The 15854-nt window shown below is 43.7% G+C and carries 16 protein-coding genes; 13 read left to right on the top strand and 3 right to left on the bottom strand.

What is annotated here, in order from left to right; all coding sequences use genetic code 11:
- Positions 1–74: 74 nt before the first annotated feature.
- From alaS to NQZ91_02475, 11 genes are all read left to right on the top strand, one after another.
- Positions 75–2693 carry an alanine--tRNA ligase gene (gene alaS, locus NQZ91_02525; protein UUM58266.1) on the top strand — a complete coding sequence of 873 codons (2619 nt, stop codon included), beginning with the start codon at positions 75–77 and terminating at the stop codon, positions 2691–2693.
- A gap of 72 nt (positions 2694–2765) precedes the next feature.
- A complete protein-coding gene (locus tag NQZ91_02520) occupies positions 2766–3668 on the top strand; it encodes a PfkB family carbohydrate kinase (GenBank protein ID UUM58265.1) in 903 nt (300 codons plus the stop codon).
- A 198-nt stretch (positions 3669–3866) separates the two neighbouring features.
- The gene (locus tag NQZ91_02515; GenBank protein UUM58264.1) at positions 3867–4076 is read left to right on the top strand and encodes a hypothetical protein; all 210 of its coding nucleotides are present in this window, start codon (positions 3867–3869) and stop codon (positions 4074–4076) included.
- Between the two features lie 252 nt (positions 4077–4328).
- Positions 4329–4553: a hypothetical protein gene (locus tag NQZ91_02510; protein ID UUM58263.1), complete on the top strand. Its 225-nt coding sequence runs from the start codon at positions 4329–4331 to the stop codon at positions 4551–4553.
- On the top strand, positions 4537–4740 hold the full coding sequence (locus NQZ91_02505) for a hypothetical protein (GenBank protein UUM58262.1): 204 nt from the start codon (positions 4537–4539) through the stop codon (positions 4738–4740). The genes NQZ91_02510 and NQZ91_02505 overlap by 17 nt, the downstream gene beginning before the upstream one ends.
- 152 nt (positions 4741–4892) lie before the next feature.
- On the top strand, positions 4893–5459 hold the full coding sequence (locus tag NQZ91_02500; protein UUM58261.1) for a DUF3267 domain-containing protein: 567 nt from the start codon (positions 4893–4895) through the stop codon (positions 5457–5459).
- Positions 5460–5471: 12 nt separating this feature from the next.
- Complete coding sequence (locus NQZ91_02495) at positions 5472–5687, top strand: helix-turn-helix transcriptional regulator (GenBank protein UUM58260.1); 216 nt, start codon at positions 5472–5474, stop codon at positions 5685–5687.
- Positions 5684–6442, top strand: a complete 759-nt coding sequence (locus NQZ91_02490) for a DUF3169 family protein (protein UUM58259.1) — start codon at positions 5684–5686, stop codon at positions 6440–6442. Before NQZ91_02495 ends, NQZ91_02490 begins: the two co-directional genes overlap by 4 nt.
- A gap of 21 nt (positions 6443–6463) precedes the next feature.
- On the top strand, positions 6464–7147 hold the full coding sequence (locus tag NQZ91_02485) for a CPBP family intramembrane metalloprotease (GenBank protein ID UUM58258.1): 684 nt from the start codon (positions 6464–6466) through the stop codon (positions 7145–7147).
- A 15-nt stretch (positions 7148–7162) separates the two neighbouring features.
- Positions 7163–7480: a hypothetical protein gene (locus tag NQZ91_02480; GenBank protein ID UUM58257.1), complete on the top strand. Its 318-nt coding sequence runs from the start codon at positions 7163–7165 to the stop codon at positions 7478–7480.
- Positions 7481–7489: 9 nt separating this feature from the next.
- On the top strand, positions 7490–8167 hold the full coding sequence (locus NQZ91_02475) for a CPBP family intramembrane metalloprotease (protein UUM58256.1): 678 nt from the start codon (positions 7490–7492) through the stop codon (positions 8165–8167).
- A 39-nt stretch (positions 8168–8206) separates the two neighbouring features.
- Here the strand turns inward: NQZ91_02475 and nrdF are convergent, their stop codons facing one another.
- From nrdF to nrdH, 3 genes are all read right to left on the bottom strand, one after another.
- A complete protein-coding gene (gene nrdF, locus NQZ91_02470) occupies positions 8207–9175 on the bottom strand; it encodes a class 1b ribonucleoside-diphosphate reductase subunit beta (GenBank protein UUM58255.1) in 969 nt (322 codons plus the stop codon).
- 169 nt (positions 9176–9344) lie between these two features.
- Positions 9345–11504 (bottom strand): class 1b ribonucleoside-diphosphate reductase subunit alpha, encoded by a 2160-nt coding sequence (nrdE, locus tag NQZ91_02465; protein ID UUM58254.1) that lies wholly within the window; start codon positions 11502–11504, stop codon positions 9345–9347.
- Between the two features lie 29 nt (positions 11505–11533).
- Positions 11534–11752 carry a glutaredoxin-like protein NrdH gene (gene nrdH, locus NQZ91_02460; GenBank protein UUM58253.1) on the bottom strand — a complete coding sequence of 73 codons (219 nt, stop codon included), beginning with the start codon at positions 11750–11752 and terminating at the stop codon, positions 11534–11536.
- Positions 11753–12069: 317 nt separating this feature from the next.
- Here nrdH and acnA point away from each other — a divergent pair, with 317 nt between their 5' ends.
- Both acnA and NQZ91_02450 read left to right on the top strand, forming a co-directional pair.
- Complete coding sequence (acnA, locus tag NQZ91_02455; protein ID UUM58252.1) at positions 12070–14739, top strand: aconitate hydratase AcnA; 2670 nt, start codon at positions 12070–12072, stop codon at positions 14737–14739.
- Positions 14736–15854, top strand: coding sequence for a citrate synthase (locus NQZ91_02450; GenBank protein ID UUM58251.1), 1119 nt, complete (start codon positions 14736–14738; stop codon positions 15852–15854). The genes acnA and NQZ91_02450 overlap by 4 nt, the downstream gene beginning before the upstream one ends.

Genomic DNA, 15854 nt, shown 5'->3' with positions numbered 1-15854 from the left:
TGTCTAGGAAGTAAGGATTTCCTGCCAGTTTCCTATTTTTCAGTCGCCTTCTAATCGGGCTTGGTATCTTAAATATGAAACAATTATCTTCTGCTCAAATTCGTCAAATGTGGTTGGATTTCTGGAAATCAAAAGGCCACTCTGTTGAGCCTTCTGCCAATCTTGTTCCAGTTAACGACCCAACTTTGCTTTGGATTAACTCTGGTGTGGCGACCCTGAAAAAATATTTCGACGGCTCTGTCATTCCTGAAAATCCACGGATTACCAACGCGCAAAAATCAATCCGTACCAATGACATTGAAAATGTTGGTAAGACCGCTCGCCACCACACCATGTTTGAAATGCTGGGCAACTTCTCTATCGGTGATTATTTCCGTGATGAGGCCATTGAGTGGGGCTATGAGCTCTTGACAAGTCCAGAATGGTTTGCCTTTCCAAAAGACAAGCTCTACATGACCTACTATCCAGATGATAAGGATTCCTACAACCGCTGGATTGCGCTTGGTGTAGACCCAAGTCACCTCATTCCACTCGAGGATAATTTCTGGGAAATCGGTGCGGGACCTTCTGGACCCGATACGGAAATTTTCTTCGACCGTGGAACAGATTTTGACCCTGAAAATATCGGCATTCGTTTGCTGGAAGAAGACATTGAAAACGACCGTTACATCGAGATTTGGAACATCGTTCTTTCACAATTCAACGCTGACCCAGCAGTTCCGCGTTCAGAGTACAAGGAATTGCCAAACAAAAACATCGATACGGGTGCAGGTTTGGAGCGTTTGGCTGCCATTTTCCAAGGAGCTAAGACTAACTTTGAAACCGACCTCTTCTTGCCAATCATTCGTGAAGTGGAGAAAATTTCTGGTAAGACCTATGATCAAGATGGTGATAACATGAGCTTCAAGGTCATCGCAGACCATATCCGTGCCTTGTCATTTGCTATCGGTGACGGTGCCCTTCCAGGAAATGAAGGTCGTGGTTATGTTCTTCGTCGCTTGCTCCGTCGTGCTGTTATGCATGGTCGTCGTTTGGGTATCACCGAGCCATTCTTGTACAAATTGGTGGAAACGGTTGGTGCTATCATGGAAAGCTACTACCCAGAAGTGCTTGAAAAACGTGACTTTATCGAGAAAATCGTTAAACGTGAGGAAGAAACCTTTGCTCGCACCATTGATGCTGGTAGCGGTCACTTGGAGGAACTTTTAGCTGAGTTGAAAGCAGCTGGTAAGGATACTCTTGAAGGTAAGGATATCTTCAAGCTCTACGATACCTATGGTTTCCCTGTGGAATTGACCGAGGAATTGGCTGAAGATGCGGGTTATAAGATTGACCATGAAGGCTTCAAGGTTGCCATGAAAGAACAGCAGGACCGTGCCCGTGCGGCCGTTGTTAAAGGTGGCTCAATGGGTATGCAAAATGAAACCCTAGCAGGTATTACCGAAAGCTCAACTTTTGTCTATGGTCAAACTAGCTTAGATGCCAAGTTGGCAGTGATTATCGCGGACAATGAGCGGACAGAAGCTGTGTCAGAAGGTCAAGCCCTTCTTGTCTTTGACCAAACACCATTCTACGCTGAAATGGGTGGTCAGGTTGCCGACCGTGGTGTGATTAAAAATGCTTCAGGTGATGTCGTTGCAACAGTTGTGGATGTGCAAAAAGCACCGAATGGTCAGCCATTGCACACCGTAGAACTATCTGCTAGCATTTCACTAGGTCAAACTTACACACTTGAAATCGACACAAACCGTCGTCGTGGTGTTGAGAAGAACCACACAGCAACTCACTTGCTTCATGCCGCTCTTCACAATGTCATCGGTGAGCATGCAACCCAGGCTGGTTCTTTGAACGAGCAAGGATTCCTTCGATTTGACTTCACACACTTTGAAGCGGTGACAGCTGATGAACTTCGTCGTATTGAAAATGAAGTCAATGAAAAAATCTGGGAAGCCTTGGATATTGTCACAGTTGAAACGGATGTGGATACGGCTAAAGAAATGGGGGCTATGGCTCTCTTTGGTGAGAAGTATGGCAAAGTGGTCCGTGTGGTTACAATCGGTGACTATTCTATCGAGCTTTGTGGTGGTACCCACGTTAGCAATACCGCTGAAATCGGTCTTTTCAAGATTGTCAAAGAAGAAGGTATCGGTTCAGGAACTCGCCGTATTTTAGCGGTGACAGGTAAGGAAGCTTTCCTAGCTCTTCGTGACCGCGAGGATGCTCTCAAAGCTGTTGCGCAGACCCTTAAAGTGCCACAAATCGACCAAGTGCCGACAAAAGTGGAGGCACTGGCTGCGGAGCTCCGCGATTTGCAAAAAGAAAATGCTAGTCTGAAAGAAAAGGCAGCGGCAGCAGCTGCTGGAGATGTCTTCAAAGATGTCAAAGATGCTAACGGCATTCGCTACATTGCCAGCCAGGTCCAAGTTTCAGATGCAGGTGCTCTCCGTACCTTCGCTGACAACTGGAAGCAGAAAGACTACTCTGATGTCTTGGTGCTGGTTGCCGAAATCGGCGACAAGGTCAATGTCCTTGTGGCAAGCAAGTCAAGCGATGTCCATGCAGGAAACCTCATCAAAGTCCTTGCGCCAATCGTAGCAGGTCGTGGTGGTGGTAAGCCAGATATGGCCATGGCAGGTGGTAGCGATGCGTCTAAGATTGCAGATTTGTTGAAGGCTGTCGCTGAAAATTTGTAACATTCTCAAACTCTCTTATCTCTGGATAGGGGAGTTTTTGTGCTATACTATCTCTATAGCGGAGGTTTTGCTATGGGAAAATGTTTGGTAATCGGTTCGACCGTTTGTGATGTGATGATTTATCTGGATCAGTTACCGGGGCGGCAAGGCGATGCGCATATTGACAAACAGGTCCTGTCTCTGGGCGGTTGTGCTTTCAATGTGGTCAATATCCTGCACCACATGGGTGTGGACTATGATTTCATTTCACCTGTAGGGACGGGCATTTACGGTCATTTTGTCAGGAATGAGCTGGAAAAAATTGGAATTGAACCACGGGTTTTAGTGGAAAGAGCCAACGGCTGTTGTTACTGCTTTATCGAAAGCGACGGAGAACGGACCTTTCTGTCCGACCATGGTGTGGAATACCATTTTGACCCTACTTGGCTGGACCAGTTGGATTTATCGGAGTACGATTATGCTTACGTTTGTGGTTTAGAAGTGGAGGAAGAAACAGGTCAGGCATTAGTGGACAGTTTGGAAACTATTCCTGCCCAGCTCATTTTTGCGCCGGGACCGCGAGGACATCTGATAGATAAGCAGCGCATGGAGCAAGTCTTGGATTTGTCTCCTATCCTCCATGTCAATGAGCAAGAGGCTTTGACATTATCAGGTCAAACTGACATCAGGCAGGCTGTGCAGATCTTAAATGAACGCACCGGGCAAGCGCTGGTGGTAACCAGAGGAGAGGCTGGAGCTTTGGCCTACGATGGACAATGGCATGAGCAAAGGTCTTATCCAGCGCAAGTGGTAGACGCGGTGGGAGCGGGGGATAGTCATGTTGGCGCTCTATTGGCAGGATTAGCTAGTGGAAAATCCTTGGACAAGTTGCTCGACTTTGCCAATCGTGTCGCCAGTTATATTGTGGCCAACCCCGGCGTACACCTGCCTTCATCAACCTATGAGGATTTAAGAAAGTATTTATCAGAATTATAAATTCGAGCCCATTTGGGCTTTTTTGCTTGTCTAATTGCCCATTATCAGCTACATTTTGACTATCTTCATAAACTTTTTGACAATTTTTATTATTTTTTTGACAAATATACTTGTCAAAAAGAAAAAGAAGTGTTACAATGATATCAAGATAAGAGATGAAAGCGAAATCATCATATAAAAAGAAAGTAGGAAACTATTATGAAAAAGTTAAACAATCTTCACATTGCGCGCTTCGTACAAGTACTGGCAATTGCCTATCTAGTTTTTGTCCTGCTGGCTGACATCATGAAGTGGCAGCAGTTGGATAATACTCATGTCGTTCTTGCCATTTGTGCCATCGTAGTGACAGATGAGAACTTGTGGAAACTAGCTGGCAGAAAAGAGAAAAACGGGAAAAGAATAAAGTAAGTAAAAATAAAGAAAGCGGGAAATCATCATGAGTAAAAATATGTCACCTACAAAATCTGAAGTGAATTTCAATAATTGGACCAAACGTGAGAAAGTTCTTCTAACTCTACTTATTATTACGTTGATTGATATTAAAGAGATCATATTTACTCTCTATCACATTGGATTGGAGTTTGGACAGGCTTTGACGGCCTGGTTCTAGGATAAGGAATTGAAAACAGAAAAGCGTATTGATTGATCTTGGAGGTCGTTATGAAAAACAATAACAATAAAAAAGGAATTTTGATTACAGGAACAAGCGTTGTGCGAGGAGTGCAGGTTCTAGTTGCACTATATTTGATTTATAGTTTAGTTAAAAACATCGTATTTGGTCGGGAGATAGATACCATGATACTCTTGATGATGATGAATTCTCTCCTTCTTTTAGATGTCACTCTCAGCAGAGAAAAGGAGAAGAAAAATGAACAAGACAGTTAAAAATGGAATGAAAGTAGTCCTACTGTTTTTCGCACTCTTCTTGATAACTATTTTGATATTTAAAATTTTTGCCTTGCTAGGATTTGACATTGGTTTGACGGAAATGAGTTATCCCTTTCCTCCTTTATTGGCGACACTGGTGTTAGCTCTGCAATTTAACAAAAAGAAAAATAGTGAAAAAAGCTAAGGAAAGACAGGAGAAACCTTATGAAACGACACATTTCATCTGATATGGCAGCAATTATGATTACAGGGGCAACTATATTCGGCTTACTGATTGGAGTTGCTCTAGGACTATATAGTTTAGTCTAGCTTGAAGGAAAATGAAGGAGAAGAAAGATGGAAGCGAAAAAGAAATTATATGAAGTCAATATCATGGAAAATAAGAAATTTGTCTGGGGATTGAATATTCTTGCGATTGTTCTAGTCTTCCCATTTGCTCTGCTATTTGGTAAGTTAGCCTTTTCCTTGTTGGCCAATGTAGAACAAAATTTGCCACTTACCTTACCAGAGTTATGGATAGGAATGGTTCTATTTCCTCTTTTGATAGTTGTACATGAAGCTATTCATGGATTATTTTTCAAGATTTTTTGTCCTGAAAATCCTGTCAAATACGGGTTTAAATGGAAGTCCGGCATGGCCTATGCAACCAGTCCAGGTTCCCTCTATAATCGGATGCAAATGTTGGTAATTTCCCTGGCTCCCTTTGTCGTGATTAGTCTAGGCTTGACAATACTAGCGTGCTTAGGGGGAATGGACGTATCTCTTTATCTGATGGTAGCTACCATGCATGCAGCTGCTTGTGCTGGTGATTTCTACTATACTTATCTCTTGTTGGTTAAGTTTGCTAAGGGGAATATAGCTGTCGAAGACACAGAAACAGGCTTGATTATCTACCAAGCCTAGAAAGGAAACAACATGGAATATGTCTTAAAAAATCGGCTTAAGGAGTTGCGGGCACGGGATAGCCTCAACCAGACAGAGTTGGCAAAATTAGCAGAAGTTTCGCGGCAGACCATTAGTCTGATAGAGCGTGGCGAATATACGCCCTCGGTGGTCATTGCCATGCGAATTGCACAGATTTTTAATGAAAATGTGGAAAATGTCTTTCAATTAGTGGAGGTAGAGGGATGAAGAAAGAAAAATCAAAAAATAGTCTTCTCAGATTAGGTAAACAACTGGGTATTGGTGTTTTAATTGGTGCGCCTATAGGTTTTTTAATTGGATTTTTTGGCTTATTAGATCATCCTTTGCAACTACCCTTCCAAACTATCCTTGATATAGCTAGCGGAGTACTCTTGTTCATGACACTTGTTTCCTTATTGGTACAGCTTTATTATTTTATAAAAGCAGAAAAGAACTATAAAATATATAAGGATTTAGCTGATGACGATGAGCGCATTGATGAACTATATCGAGTACTGAGTTTAGACTACTTGTACGCAGTGACATTTACAGGTCTTATGTCAGTTTTGGGAATGGTCAGTTTGATGCTCAATTTGAAATTGGATATTTCTTCTAATGGGTTATTTATATTCTTTTCAATTTGGCCATTTGTTGTCTTGGTTTACACCACTGTTATGCAAATGTTGCTGATGAAACGGCACAATAAGATAAAAGGTATTAAGGCGCCTCTTGTGCCAACCTTGAAAGAAGTAAAGGCTAACGTTTTAGGGTTGGATGAGGCAGAATTGCAGGCAAACTACAAAATGTCTTTTGAAATCGTGATGAACTTGAGCAGTATGATTTTACCGGGGATTTATCTATTTTGTTTTGCTCTTTCAGCTATTCAAGGAGAAGTAGAATTGACAGGCCTATTGATTGCAGGAGGTATTCATATCTATATTATGGTCATGCAGTTAAAAATGGCAAAAAATTATTATAAATAATATAGAAAAAAGGAGATTGCGATGAAAATTAAAGAATGGAATATGGTGAAAAATTGGCCCTATATTTTATGGTTTCTCTTGGCTTTTGCATTAAATATAGGAGCGACCTTTGTTTTAGTTCGGTTGGACAATTACCAAGGGCTCAATCTAGTTTGGGCAAGCGCTGCCTTGCTGGTAGTGACAGGTTTGGAAATCTTCTTAGCAGGTAAAGCGAAGTTACTCTCAAAATTTTGGCAGGACGGTTTTCTCAAGATGTTGGCCTATGTAGGTCTTGGATTTATCGCAGTTTTTGCTGTTAAAATCATAGCAGGCATTGTCATGCAATTGTCGGGTGAAGGGCTCAACACAGTCAATCAGCAAGCCATTGAAGATATGGGATTTCCTCCGATTATCTTGTTTTTATTGACATCTATTTTTGCTCCTATTGTCGAGGAAATCGTCTTCCGAGGCTTTATCATGGGCAAAATCTTTGGCAAGGAATCTATCTTCGGTCTCATCTTATCCAGCCTACTCTTTGGTCTCATGCACGCTCCGACAGGGCTTGGTTCTTGGATTATGTATGGGGGCATGGGGCTGGTGCTAGGTCTCATTTACCGCCTAGGCAAACGCTTGGAGTACAGCATGCTGGTGCATTTCATCAACAATATCATCGGATTTTTGCTCATGCTTTTGATGCAAATGCTCATGAATGGTTCATTAGGATAAGTCGGAGGTGAAAGTATGGAGTATATAGCCCTTGCAGCGGTTGGTTTCCTGTTTGTATCCTATTTTTCCTACGATGGAAAAGTCAAGAAAATGGCCAAGCAGATCAAGAAACTCAAAAAACAGATAAATGGAGGAAATGTCATGTCAAAAATGGTGGAAGAATTGGTTGGTGCTACAGTACATGTAGTCTTTGAAGATGGGATTGGACAGGATTTTACGATTGGGGCCTGCGATGAGGATTGGGTCAAGCTCAGTCAGACAGGCAAGGCCGGTAAGACCACGACTCGCTTGGTCAGACTGGATGCTATTGCTGAATTTAGAAAAGTAGATTAGGGGTTATCTATGTTAAAATTTATCAAACACTTAGGCTTGATAGTGCTTTATTTCCTAGCAAGCCAGGTCACCAGCAGCTTTATCTCGCTGGGCATCTTCAAGGACCAACTAGCAGCAGAGCTACCAGCTCCAATTGTGGAACAAGCAGTCTGGATTAGCGGCATTATCGGCATCGTGCTGACCACAATCCTCGCTGTGGTCCTCTGGAAGGTCGTCTATCCACGCAAGACCATTGCCTACACCGTCGAAAGCAGCTGGTTCCACAAGCTACACTGGCCGATTCTGGTCTACCTGGTCTATTTTGTCATTCAGTTTCTCATTCCTGTAGAGGAAAGCCAAAACCAGATGATAGTGGTGCAGTTTGTTTCTGCTTACCCCATTCTTGCCTTTTTCTCCGTAGTGGTATTTGCCCCTATCCTGGAAGAATTGATTTTCCGTGGTTTTCTGGCCACCTATTTCTTCCCGAAAATGCAGAGCATGAAAACAGTGGGGATTTACTTGGTTGTGTCAGGGCTTTTGTTCAGCCTACCACACGGACCAGCAACCATTCCGCAGTTCTTGATTTACTTTACAATGGGAGTCAATCTGGGATGGATTTTCTTGCTCAAACGAGATATCCGCTATTCAATGGCGCTCCATTTTGTCAACAACCTGATTGCCTACGGCATGATATTGGTTGGGGTATAGAAAAAAAGCAGTGGTCGACTGCTTTTTTATTTATCTATTTTACAAACCATAAAGGTAATCATCATCCTGCATGGCCTCTACTTCACCAAGCAGGTAGCCGTTACCAACTTGAGAGAAGAAGTCGTGGTTGGATGTACCGGTCGAAATACCGTTCATGATGATTGGATTGACATCATCCGCTGAATCTGGGAAGAGTGGGTCCTGTCCCATGTTCATGAGGGCTTTGTTGGCATTGTAGCGTAGGAAGGTCAAAACTTCCTCAGTCCAGCCAACGCTATCATAGAGCGAACGAGTGTAGCCTTCTTCATTTTCATAAAGCTGATAGAGTAGGTCGTACATCCAGTCGCGGAGCTTGTCTTGCTCCTCTTCGGTCAATTCATTGAAACCGAGCTGGAATTTGTAGCCGATATAGGTACCGTGGACAGATTCGTCACGGATAATCAGTTTGATGATTTCTGCAACGTTGGCCAGCTTGTTATTTCCAAGATAGTAGAGCGGAGTGAAGAAACCAGAATAGAAAAGGAAAGTCTCTAAAAATACGCTGGCTACTTTCTTCTCGAGCGCTGTGCCATTTTCATAAATTTCGTTGATGATTTTAGCCTTGCGTTGCAGGTATTCATTGCTGTTGGTCCATTCAAAAATTTCTTCAATCTCTGACTTGGTGTTAAGAGTGGAGAAGATAGAAGAGTAGGACTTGGCGTGAACAGACTCCATGAATTGGATGTTGTTGTAAACAGCCTCTTCGTGTGGTGTCCGCACATCTTGGCGGAGGGCTTGAACACCTGTTTCAGATTGAAGGGTATCCAAGAGTGTCAGACCACCAAAGACCTTGCCAACCAGGTCTTTCTCTTCGGCAGTCAATTTACGCCAGTCATCCAAGTCATTGGACAAAGGGATACGCGTGTCGAGCCAAAATTGCTCGGTCAATTTTTCCCAGGTCGATTTGTCAATGACATCTTCAATGGCATTCCAGTTTATGGCTTTGTAGTAGGTTTGTGACATGTTCATCTCTTTCCTTATCATAAAGTGTTGAAACTATTGTATCATATTTCTGTTAAAAAACGCCCAAAGGACGTTAGTTAACTATTTTGTGGAAGTTAGTAAGGTGGCTAGGAAATGTTCCATAGAACTTTCCGTAGTGTTGTTAGAAACGTTAGTTTCAACAACACTTGCCACGTTAAATTACACAACTTTCACATTGGTTTGATCCGATTTCTTCTCCGTCGTCGGTGAAGGTGCGGATGTAGTAGATAGACTTGATGCCTTTGTTGAAGGCGTAGTTGCGCAGGATAGAGAGGTCACGGGTTGTCTGCTTGTTCTCATTTTTCCACTCGTAAAGCTCTTTTGGCAATTCGCTGCGGAGGAAGAGGGTCAGTGACAAACCTTGGTCGACGTGCTCAGTAGCAGCAGCGTAGACATCAATCACCTTGCGCATATCCATGTCGTAGGCTGATTTGTAGAACGGAATAGTTTCCGTTGCCAAGCCTGCTGCTGGATAATAGATTTTACCGATTTTCTTCTCTTGACGTTCTTCAATCCGTTGAGTAATTGGGTGGATGGAAGCAGAGACATCATTGATATAGGAAATAGAGCCGTTTGGTGCAACTGCCAAGCGGTTTTGGTGGTAGAGACCGTCTGCCATCACCTTATCACGCAGGTCAGCCCAATCTTGTCCGCTTGGAATGAAAATACCTTGGAACAATTCTTTAACACGGTCAGATTGTGGTTGGTAGTCGCCTGTCACATACTTATCGAAATAAGTGCCGTCTGCGTATTTTGAGTTTTCAAAGTTATCAAAAGTCGCCTTGCGTTCGCGTGCAATGTTGTTTGATTCTACCAAAGTCCAGTAGTTGAGGAGCATGAAGTAGATATTGGTAAATTCAACGGCTGTTTTTGAACCGTAGTCCACCAAGTTTTGCGCCAAGTAAGAATGAAGTCCCATGGCACCCAAACCAATCGAATGTGCACGCTCATTACCTGCCTCAATCGAAGGCACAGCAGAAATGTGCGAATGGTCAGTAACATAGGTCAAGGCGCGTGTCATAGCACGAACAGAACGACCAAAGTCAGGTGATTTCATGAGGTTAACAATGTTGGTTGAACCCAAGTTACATGAAACGTCAGTACCCATTGTCAAATATTCTTGCGAATCGTTGATGACGCTTGGTGTCTGGATTTGCAGGATTTCTGAGCAAAGGTTGGACATGATGATTTTACCGTCAACTGGATTGCTGCGGTTGGCCGTGTCAATGTTGATGACATACGGATAGCCTGATTCTTGTTGGAGTTTTGAAATTTCTGTCTCCAAATCGCGGGCCTTGATTTTTGTCTTACGAATGCGAGGGTTGGCCACCAACTCGTCATATTTAGCTGTAATGTCCAAATAGCTGAATGGCACGCCGTATTCTAGCTCAACAGAGTAAGGGCTGAAGAGGTACATGTCCTCATTTTTACGAGCCAATTCGTAGAACTTATCAGGAACAGTGATACCGAGAGAAAGGGTTTTTACACGAACTTTCTCATCCGCATTTTCCTTCTTAGTCGAAAGGAAAGCGATAATATCTGGGTGGAAAACATCCAAGTAAACCACACCGGCACCTTGACGCTGACCAAGCTGGTTGGAATAAGAGAAACTATCTTCAAAAAGTTTCATAACTGGAACGACACCAGATGCAGCTCCTTCATATCCCTTGATAGGAGCGCCAGCCTCACGCAGGTTGCTGAGGGAGATACCGACACCGCCGCCGATACGGGATAATTGCAGAGCAGAGTTGATAGAACGACCGATAGAGTTCATGTCGTCTGTTACTTGAAGCAAGAAACAGGATACCAATTCACCACGGCGAGCACGACCAGCATTGAGGAAGGAAGGAGTTGCAGGCTGGTAACGCAGGTGGATCATCTCGTTTGCCAAATCCAAGGCCAATTCTTCGTCACCTTCCGCAAAATAGAGGGCGTTGAAGAGGACGCGGTCCTCCATGCTTTCCAGATAGTAAGCACCGTCGTTTGTCTTGAGGGCGTACTGGTTATAAAACTTGTAGGCTGCCATGAAAGACTTAAATTGGAAGTTCTGGTCTTTCAAAAATTGGTCAATTTTAATGAGAAATTCTGGGCTGTACTGCTCCAAAAATTCTTTTTCTAAATAATTTTCCTCGACAAGATAGTTGATTTTATCCAAAATGCTATCGAATTGCTTGCTGTTAGGGATAACATTTTCCTTGAAAAAGGCTTTAAGGGCCTCCTGATCCTTGTGGAGGGGGATTTGTCCATTGACAGGACGGTTGATTTCGTTATTTAAACGGAAGTAGGACACATCGCCCAAATCTTTCAAACTCATAGTCGCAATCTCTTTCTATAATAGGGTTCTTATACTAAGGCTTTTAATTTTGCAGGTTGGAAACCAGAGAAAACGTCGTTTTCGGTTTCAATCACTGGCGCTGATGAGAAACCAAGTCCTTTGACGTGGTCAATAAATTCTGGCTGCTCATCCAGGTTAATTTCCTTGTATTCCACACCGTGTTGGTCTAGGAATTTCTTAGACATCTTGCACTGTACACAATCATTTTTTGAATAGATAGTAACCATTCGATTTCTCCTTTGTTTACAAGGAAATTGCATAATTCCCTTCAAATTTACCAATCTAGAATACAAGATTTTGGGGTTAAAGTCAAGGGGTTAGCTTAAATAAATCACAAAATATAGACGAATAACGAACAAGAAAATACTACATGTAGTGTTTTCTGAAAATGAGGTCTACAAGCTTTGTTTAAGCCGTAGTAGAGCTGTTTTCTATGCGAAATCACCATATGTCATAAAATATGACATTCATGGTTAAGTTGTGTTTGAATAAAAAAAGCAACTTCCAGTATAATATACATAATGAATACATAGAGGTAGCAGACATGACTCAAAAGAACAAATCGAATTTTGAACACAAACAACAATTATTCTCTTACTATGATTTGGGAGAGGTTGCCCAAGAACATGGTGTGAATATTCAAGCACTCCCTTATACGATTCGTATTCTGTTAGAAAGCTTACTTCGTAAGGAAGATAGTGTAGATGTGACCAAAAGTCACATTAAAGATTTGGTGACCTACCAGGCTGCAGCTCCACAGGGTGAGGTTCCTTTTAAGCCTAGTCGTGTTATTTTGCAGGATTTTACAGGGGTTCCAGTTGTGGTTGACCTTGCATCCATGCGTGATGCGGTGGTTAAGGCGGGTGGCAGTCCTGATTTGATTAACCCTGAAATTCCAGTTGATTTGGTGGTTGACCACTCTGTGCAGGTCGATTACTTCGGTACGGACCAGGCTCTGGAAAAAAATATTGAGCTAGAATTTGAGCGTAATAATGAGCGTTATGAATTCTTAAAATGGGCGGAAAACTCTTTTGAGAATTATCGGGCTGTGCCACCTGCAACAGGGATTATCCACCAGGTCAATATTGAGTTCCTCAGTGATGTTGTCATCGAGCAGGATGGCCTACTTTATCCAGATTCTATGTTCGGTACGGACAGCCATACGACCATGATCAACGGTATCGGTGTTCTGGGCTGGGGTGTCGGAGGTATTGAGGCCGAGGCAGCTATGTTGGGAGAGGCGTCTTATTTCCCAATTCCAGAAGTGATTGGTGTTCATTTGACAGGCAGTCTGCCCAAGGTTGCGACAGCGACAGATTTGGCTCTACGGGTGACACAATTGCTCCGCCAGGAAAATGTTGTCGGCAAGTTTGTTGAATTTTTTGGACCGGGTCTGTCTTCATTGGCACTGGCTGACCGGGCGACGGTTTCCAACATGGCACCTGAGTATGGCGCGACTTGTGGTTACTTCCCGATCGATGCTGAGACCTTGAACTACATGCGCCTGACCAACCGTTCAGAGGACCATATCGCTTTGACGGAGGCTTATGCCAAGGTCAATCATCTGTTCTACGATGAGGTCAATTTCCCAACCTACACCAAGGTTTTGGAGTTGGATTTGTCAACGGTGGTGCCGTCTATTTCTGGACCAAAACGGCCGCAAGATTTGATTGAATTGACCGATGCCAAGGAGGAATTTGCTGCCAGCATCACTCGTGAAGTTGGTGTTCGTGGTTTTGGTTTGGACAAGGCAGAGCTAGATAAGACAGCGACGGTGCATTATGCGGACGGAGATGAGACGATTCAGACAGGTCATGTAGCCATTGCAGCTATTACCTCTTGTACAAATACATCTAACCCCTACGTACTTTTAGCGGCAGGATTACTGGCTAAGAATGCGGTTGAAAAAGGCCTGACAGTCAATAAAACGGTCAAGACTTCTCTGGCACCTGGTTCAAAAGTTGTTACAGGTTACTTGAAAAATTCAGGCCTCCAAGCCTATCTGGATGCGCTTGGATTTAACTTGGTCGGCTATGGTTGTACCACTTGTATCGGGAATTCCGGTGATTTGCCAGTAGAAGTTGCAGAAGCCATTAAGGAAGAAGATTTGCTGGTTTCGGCAGTCTTATCTGGAAACCGTAACTTTGAGGGCCGTATCAATCCGCTTGTCAAAGCTAATTTCCTTGCAAGTCCGCCTCTTGTAGTGGCCTATGCCATTGCAGGAAACATGAATGTTGACTTGACGACAGAGCCACTTGGTCAAGACCAGAATGGTCAACATGTCTATCTCTCAGACATCATGCCAAGTCGTGAGGAGGTAGATGCCTATATCGAGCAGTATGTGACCCGTGACCTTTATAAGGAAGAATACCAACAGGTCTTTACAGATAGTCAAGCTTGGAATGCCATTGAAACGACGTCGGATAAAAATTATGCCTGGAATGACAAGTCAACCTACATTCAAAACCCGCCATATTTTGATAATATGCAGGCAGATTTATCTATCAAGCCTTTGGACAATCTAGCAGTCCTGGCCAAATTTGGAGACTCTGTCACTACCGACCACATTTCACCAGCGGGGAACATTGCGCGACTCAGTCCCGCTGCTCGCTACCTAGAGGATAATGGGATTTCATATTTTGACTTCAACTCCTATGGTAGTCGCCGTGGGAACCACCAAGTCATGATGCGAGGAACATTTGCCAATATCCGGATTAAAAATGAGTTGGCAGATGGAAAAATTGGTGGTTTTACCAAGTATGATGGCGAAATTCTGCCGATTTATGATGTTGCTATGAAGTATCAGGAGGCTGGAATTGGTAGCCTGGTAATTGCTGGTAAGGACTATGGGATGGGTTCTAGTCGTGACTGGGCAGCCAAGGGGGCCAATCTTTTGGGTGTCAAGGCTGTATTGGCAGAATCCTTTGAACGCATTCACCGCTCTAATCTAGTCATGATGGGTGTCCTACCCTTGCAATTCCTTGAGGGGCAGACAGCAGACAGTCTGGGATTGACTGGTTTGGAAACCTACTCTATCGATTTGCCGGAGGATGTGACGGTCGGTCAGATGGTAACCGTTCGGGCTATTTCGGAAAATGAAACCAAGGAATTTCAGGCTCTGGCTCGCTTTGATGCGGAGGCTGATATTCGTTATTACCGCCACGGAGGCATTTTGCCAATGGTGGTGAGAAAGAAACTAGGAGGTCAACTATGACAGAAACAAATGGATTGAAAGATGCCATTGCCTGCGATACGCGCATTAGTGCGATTGAAAATGACCGCCTTTCCTATGCTGGTTATGATATTTCAGAGTTGATGGACAATAATGCGTCTTTTGAAGAGGTCATTTACCTGCTTTGGAATCTGCACCTCCCGACGCAGATTGAGCTCAATTATTTTAAAAAAGCCTTGCGGGCTGAGTATGCCATTTCTGATGCGGTGGAGCAGTGCATTCTCATCCAGTCACGCAGACACCTGCACCCGATGAGTGTCTTGCGGTCAACGGTGTCACTCTTAGGTGTTTACAATGTTCGGGCTGAGGAAAGTTCGCTGGAGGCCCTCTATGACCAGTCGATTCAGATTATGGCTAAGGTTCCGACAATCATTGCAACCTTTGCTCGTCTGCGGAAGGGCTTGGTGCCGATTGAGCCTCGTGAGGATCTGGGCTTTGCGGCTAATTTCCTTTATATGCTCAATGGGCAGGAGCCGACAGATTTGCAAGTCAAGGCCTTTAGCAAGGCACTGGTCCTCCATGCTGACCATGAACTCAACGCCTCGACCTTTGCGGCGCGCGTGACCGCCTCCACCCTGACAGATATTTATTCTTGCGTGACGACAGCTATTGGAACGCTCAAGGGTTCTCTACATGGCGGAGCTAATGAGCGGGTTTTCGATATGTTGCTGGCTATCCGTGAATCTGGTGATACAGAAGGTTACTTGCAGCAAAAATTGGACTCAAAAGAAAAAATTATGGGCTTTGGTCACCGGGTTTATCAAACGGTGGATCCTCGTCAAGAATATTTGAAGGAAATGGCGCGTGATTTGACAATGGGAACGGATGATGAGGCCTTCTATCGCTTGTCCGAAGAAGTAGAGGACTTTATCAAGCACAAAAAAGGATTGATTCCGAACGTGGATTTCTATTCGGCAACTGTTTATCATGTTTTGGGAATTGACAGTGATATTTTTACCTTGATTTTTGCCATGAGCCGTATGGCCGGCTGGATTGCCCATGTACAGGAACAACGCAAGAACAATAAGCTCATCCGTCCTCGTTCGTCCTATCTAGGTGGACGGAATTTGACCTATATCCCAATCGGAAAGAGATAA

The sequence above is a fragment of the Streptococcus suis genome (assembly GCA_024583055.1).
Classification (GTDB): Bacteria; Bacillota; Bacilli; order Lactobacillales; family Streptococcaceae; genus Streptococcus; species Streptococcus suis_V.
Note: the sequence above shows the minus strand (reverse complement) of the source record. Positions and strands in the feature narration are given on the sequence as shown.

What these genes read in the sequence shown, in the direction of transcription:
- alaS (UUM58266.1), top strand. Translation starts at nt 75, where the DNA reads ATGAAACAATTATCTTCTGCTCAAATTCGTCAAATGTGGTTGGATTTC.
- NQZ91_02520 (UUM58265.1), top strand. Translation starts at nt 2,766, where the DNA reads ATGGGAAAATGTTTGGTAATCGGTTCGACCGTTTGTGATGTGATGATT.
- NQZ91_02515 (UUM58264.1), top strand. Translation starts at nt 3,867, where the DNA reads ATGAAAAAGTTAAACAATCTTCACATTGCGCGCTTCGTACAAGTACTG.
- NQZ91_02510 (UUM58263.1), top strand. Translation starts at nt 4,329, where the DNA reads ATGAAAAACAATAACAATAAAAAAGGAATTTTGATTACAGGAACAAGC.
- NQZ91_02505 (UUM58262.1), top strand. Translation starts at nt 4,537, where the DNA reads ATGAACAAGACAGTTAAAAATGGAATGAAAGTAGTCCTACTGTTTTTC.
- NQZ91_02500 (UUM58261.1), top strand. Translation starts at nt 4,893, where the DNA reads ATGGAAGCGAAAAAGAAATTATATGAAGTCAATATCATGGAAAATAAG.
- NQZ91_02495 (UUM58260.1), top strand. Translation starts at nt 5,472, where the DNA reads ATGGAATATGTCTTAAAAAATCGGCTTAAGGAGTTGCGGGCACGGGAT.
- NQZ91_02490 (UUM58259.1), top strand. Translation starts at nt 5,684, where the DNA reads ATGAAGAAAGAAAAATCAAAAAATAGTCTTCTCAGATTAGGTAAACAA.
- NQZ91_02485 (UUM58258.1), top strand. Translation starts at nt 6,464, where the DNA reads ATGAAAATTAAAGAATGGAATATGGTGAAAAATTGGCCCTATATTTTA.
- NQZ91_02480 (UUM58257.1), top strand. Translation starts at nt 7,163, where the DNA reads ATGGAGTATATAGCCCTTGCAGCGGTTGGTTTCCTGTTTGTATCCTAT.
- NQZ91_02475 (UUM58256.1), top strand. Translation starts at nt 7,490, where the DNA reads ATGTTAAAATTTATCAAACACTTAGGCTTGATAGTGCTTTATTTCCTA.
- nrdF (UUM58255.1), bottom strand. Translation starts at nt 9,175, where the DNA reads ATGAACATGTCACAAACCTACTACAAAGCCATAAACTGGAATGCCATT.
- nrdE (UUM58254.1), bottom strand. Translation starts at nt 11,504, where the DNA reads ATGAGTTTGAAAGATTTGGGCGATGTGTCCTACTTCCGTTTAAATAAC.
- nrdH (UUM58253.1), bottom strand. Translation starts at nt 11,752, where the DNA reads ATGGTTACTATCTATTCAAAAAATGATTGTGTACAGTGCAAGATGTCT.
- acnA (UUM58252.1), top strand. Translation starts at nt 12,070, where the DNA reads ATGACTCAAAAGAACAAATCGAATTTTGAACACAAACAACAATTATTC.
- NQZ91_02450 (UUM58251.1), top strand. Translation starts at nt 14,736, where the DNA reads ATGACAGAAACAAATGGATTGAAAGATGCCATTGCCTGCGATACGCGC.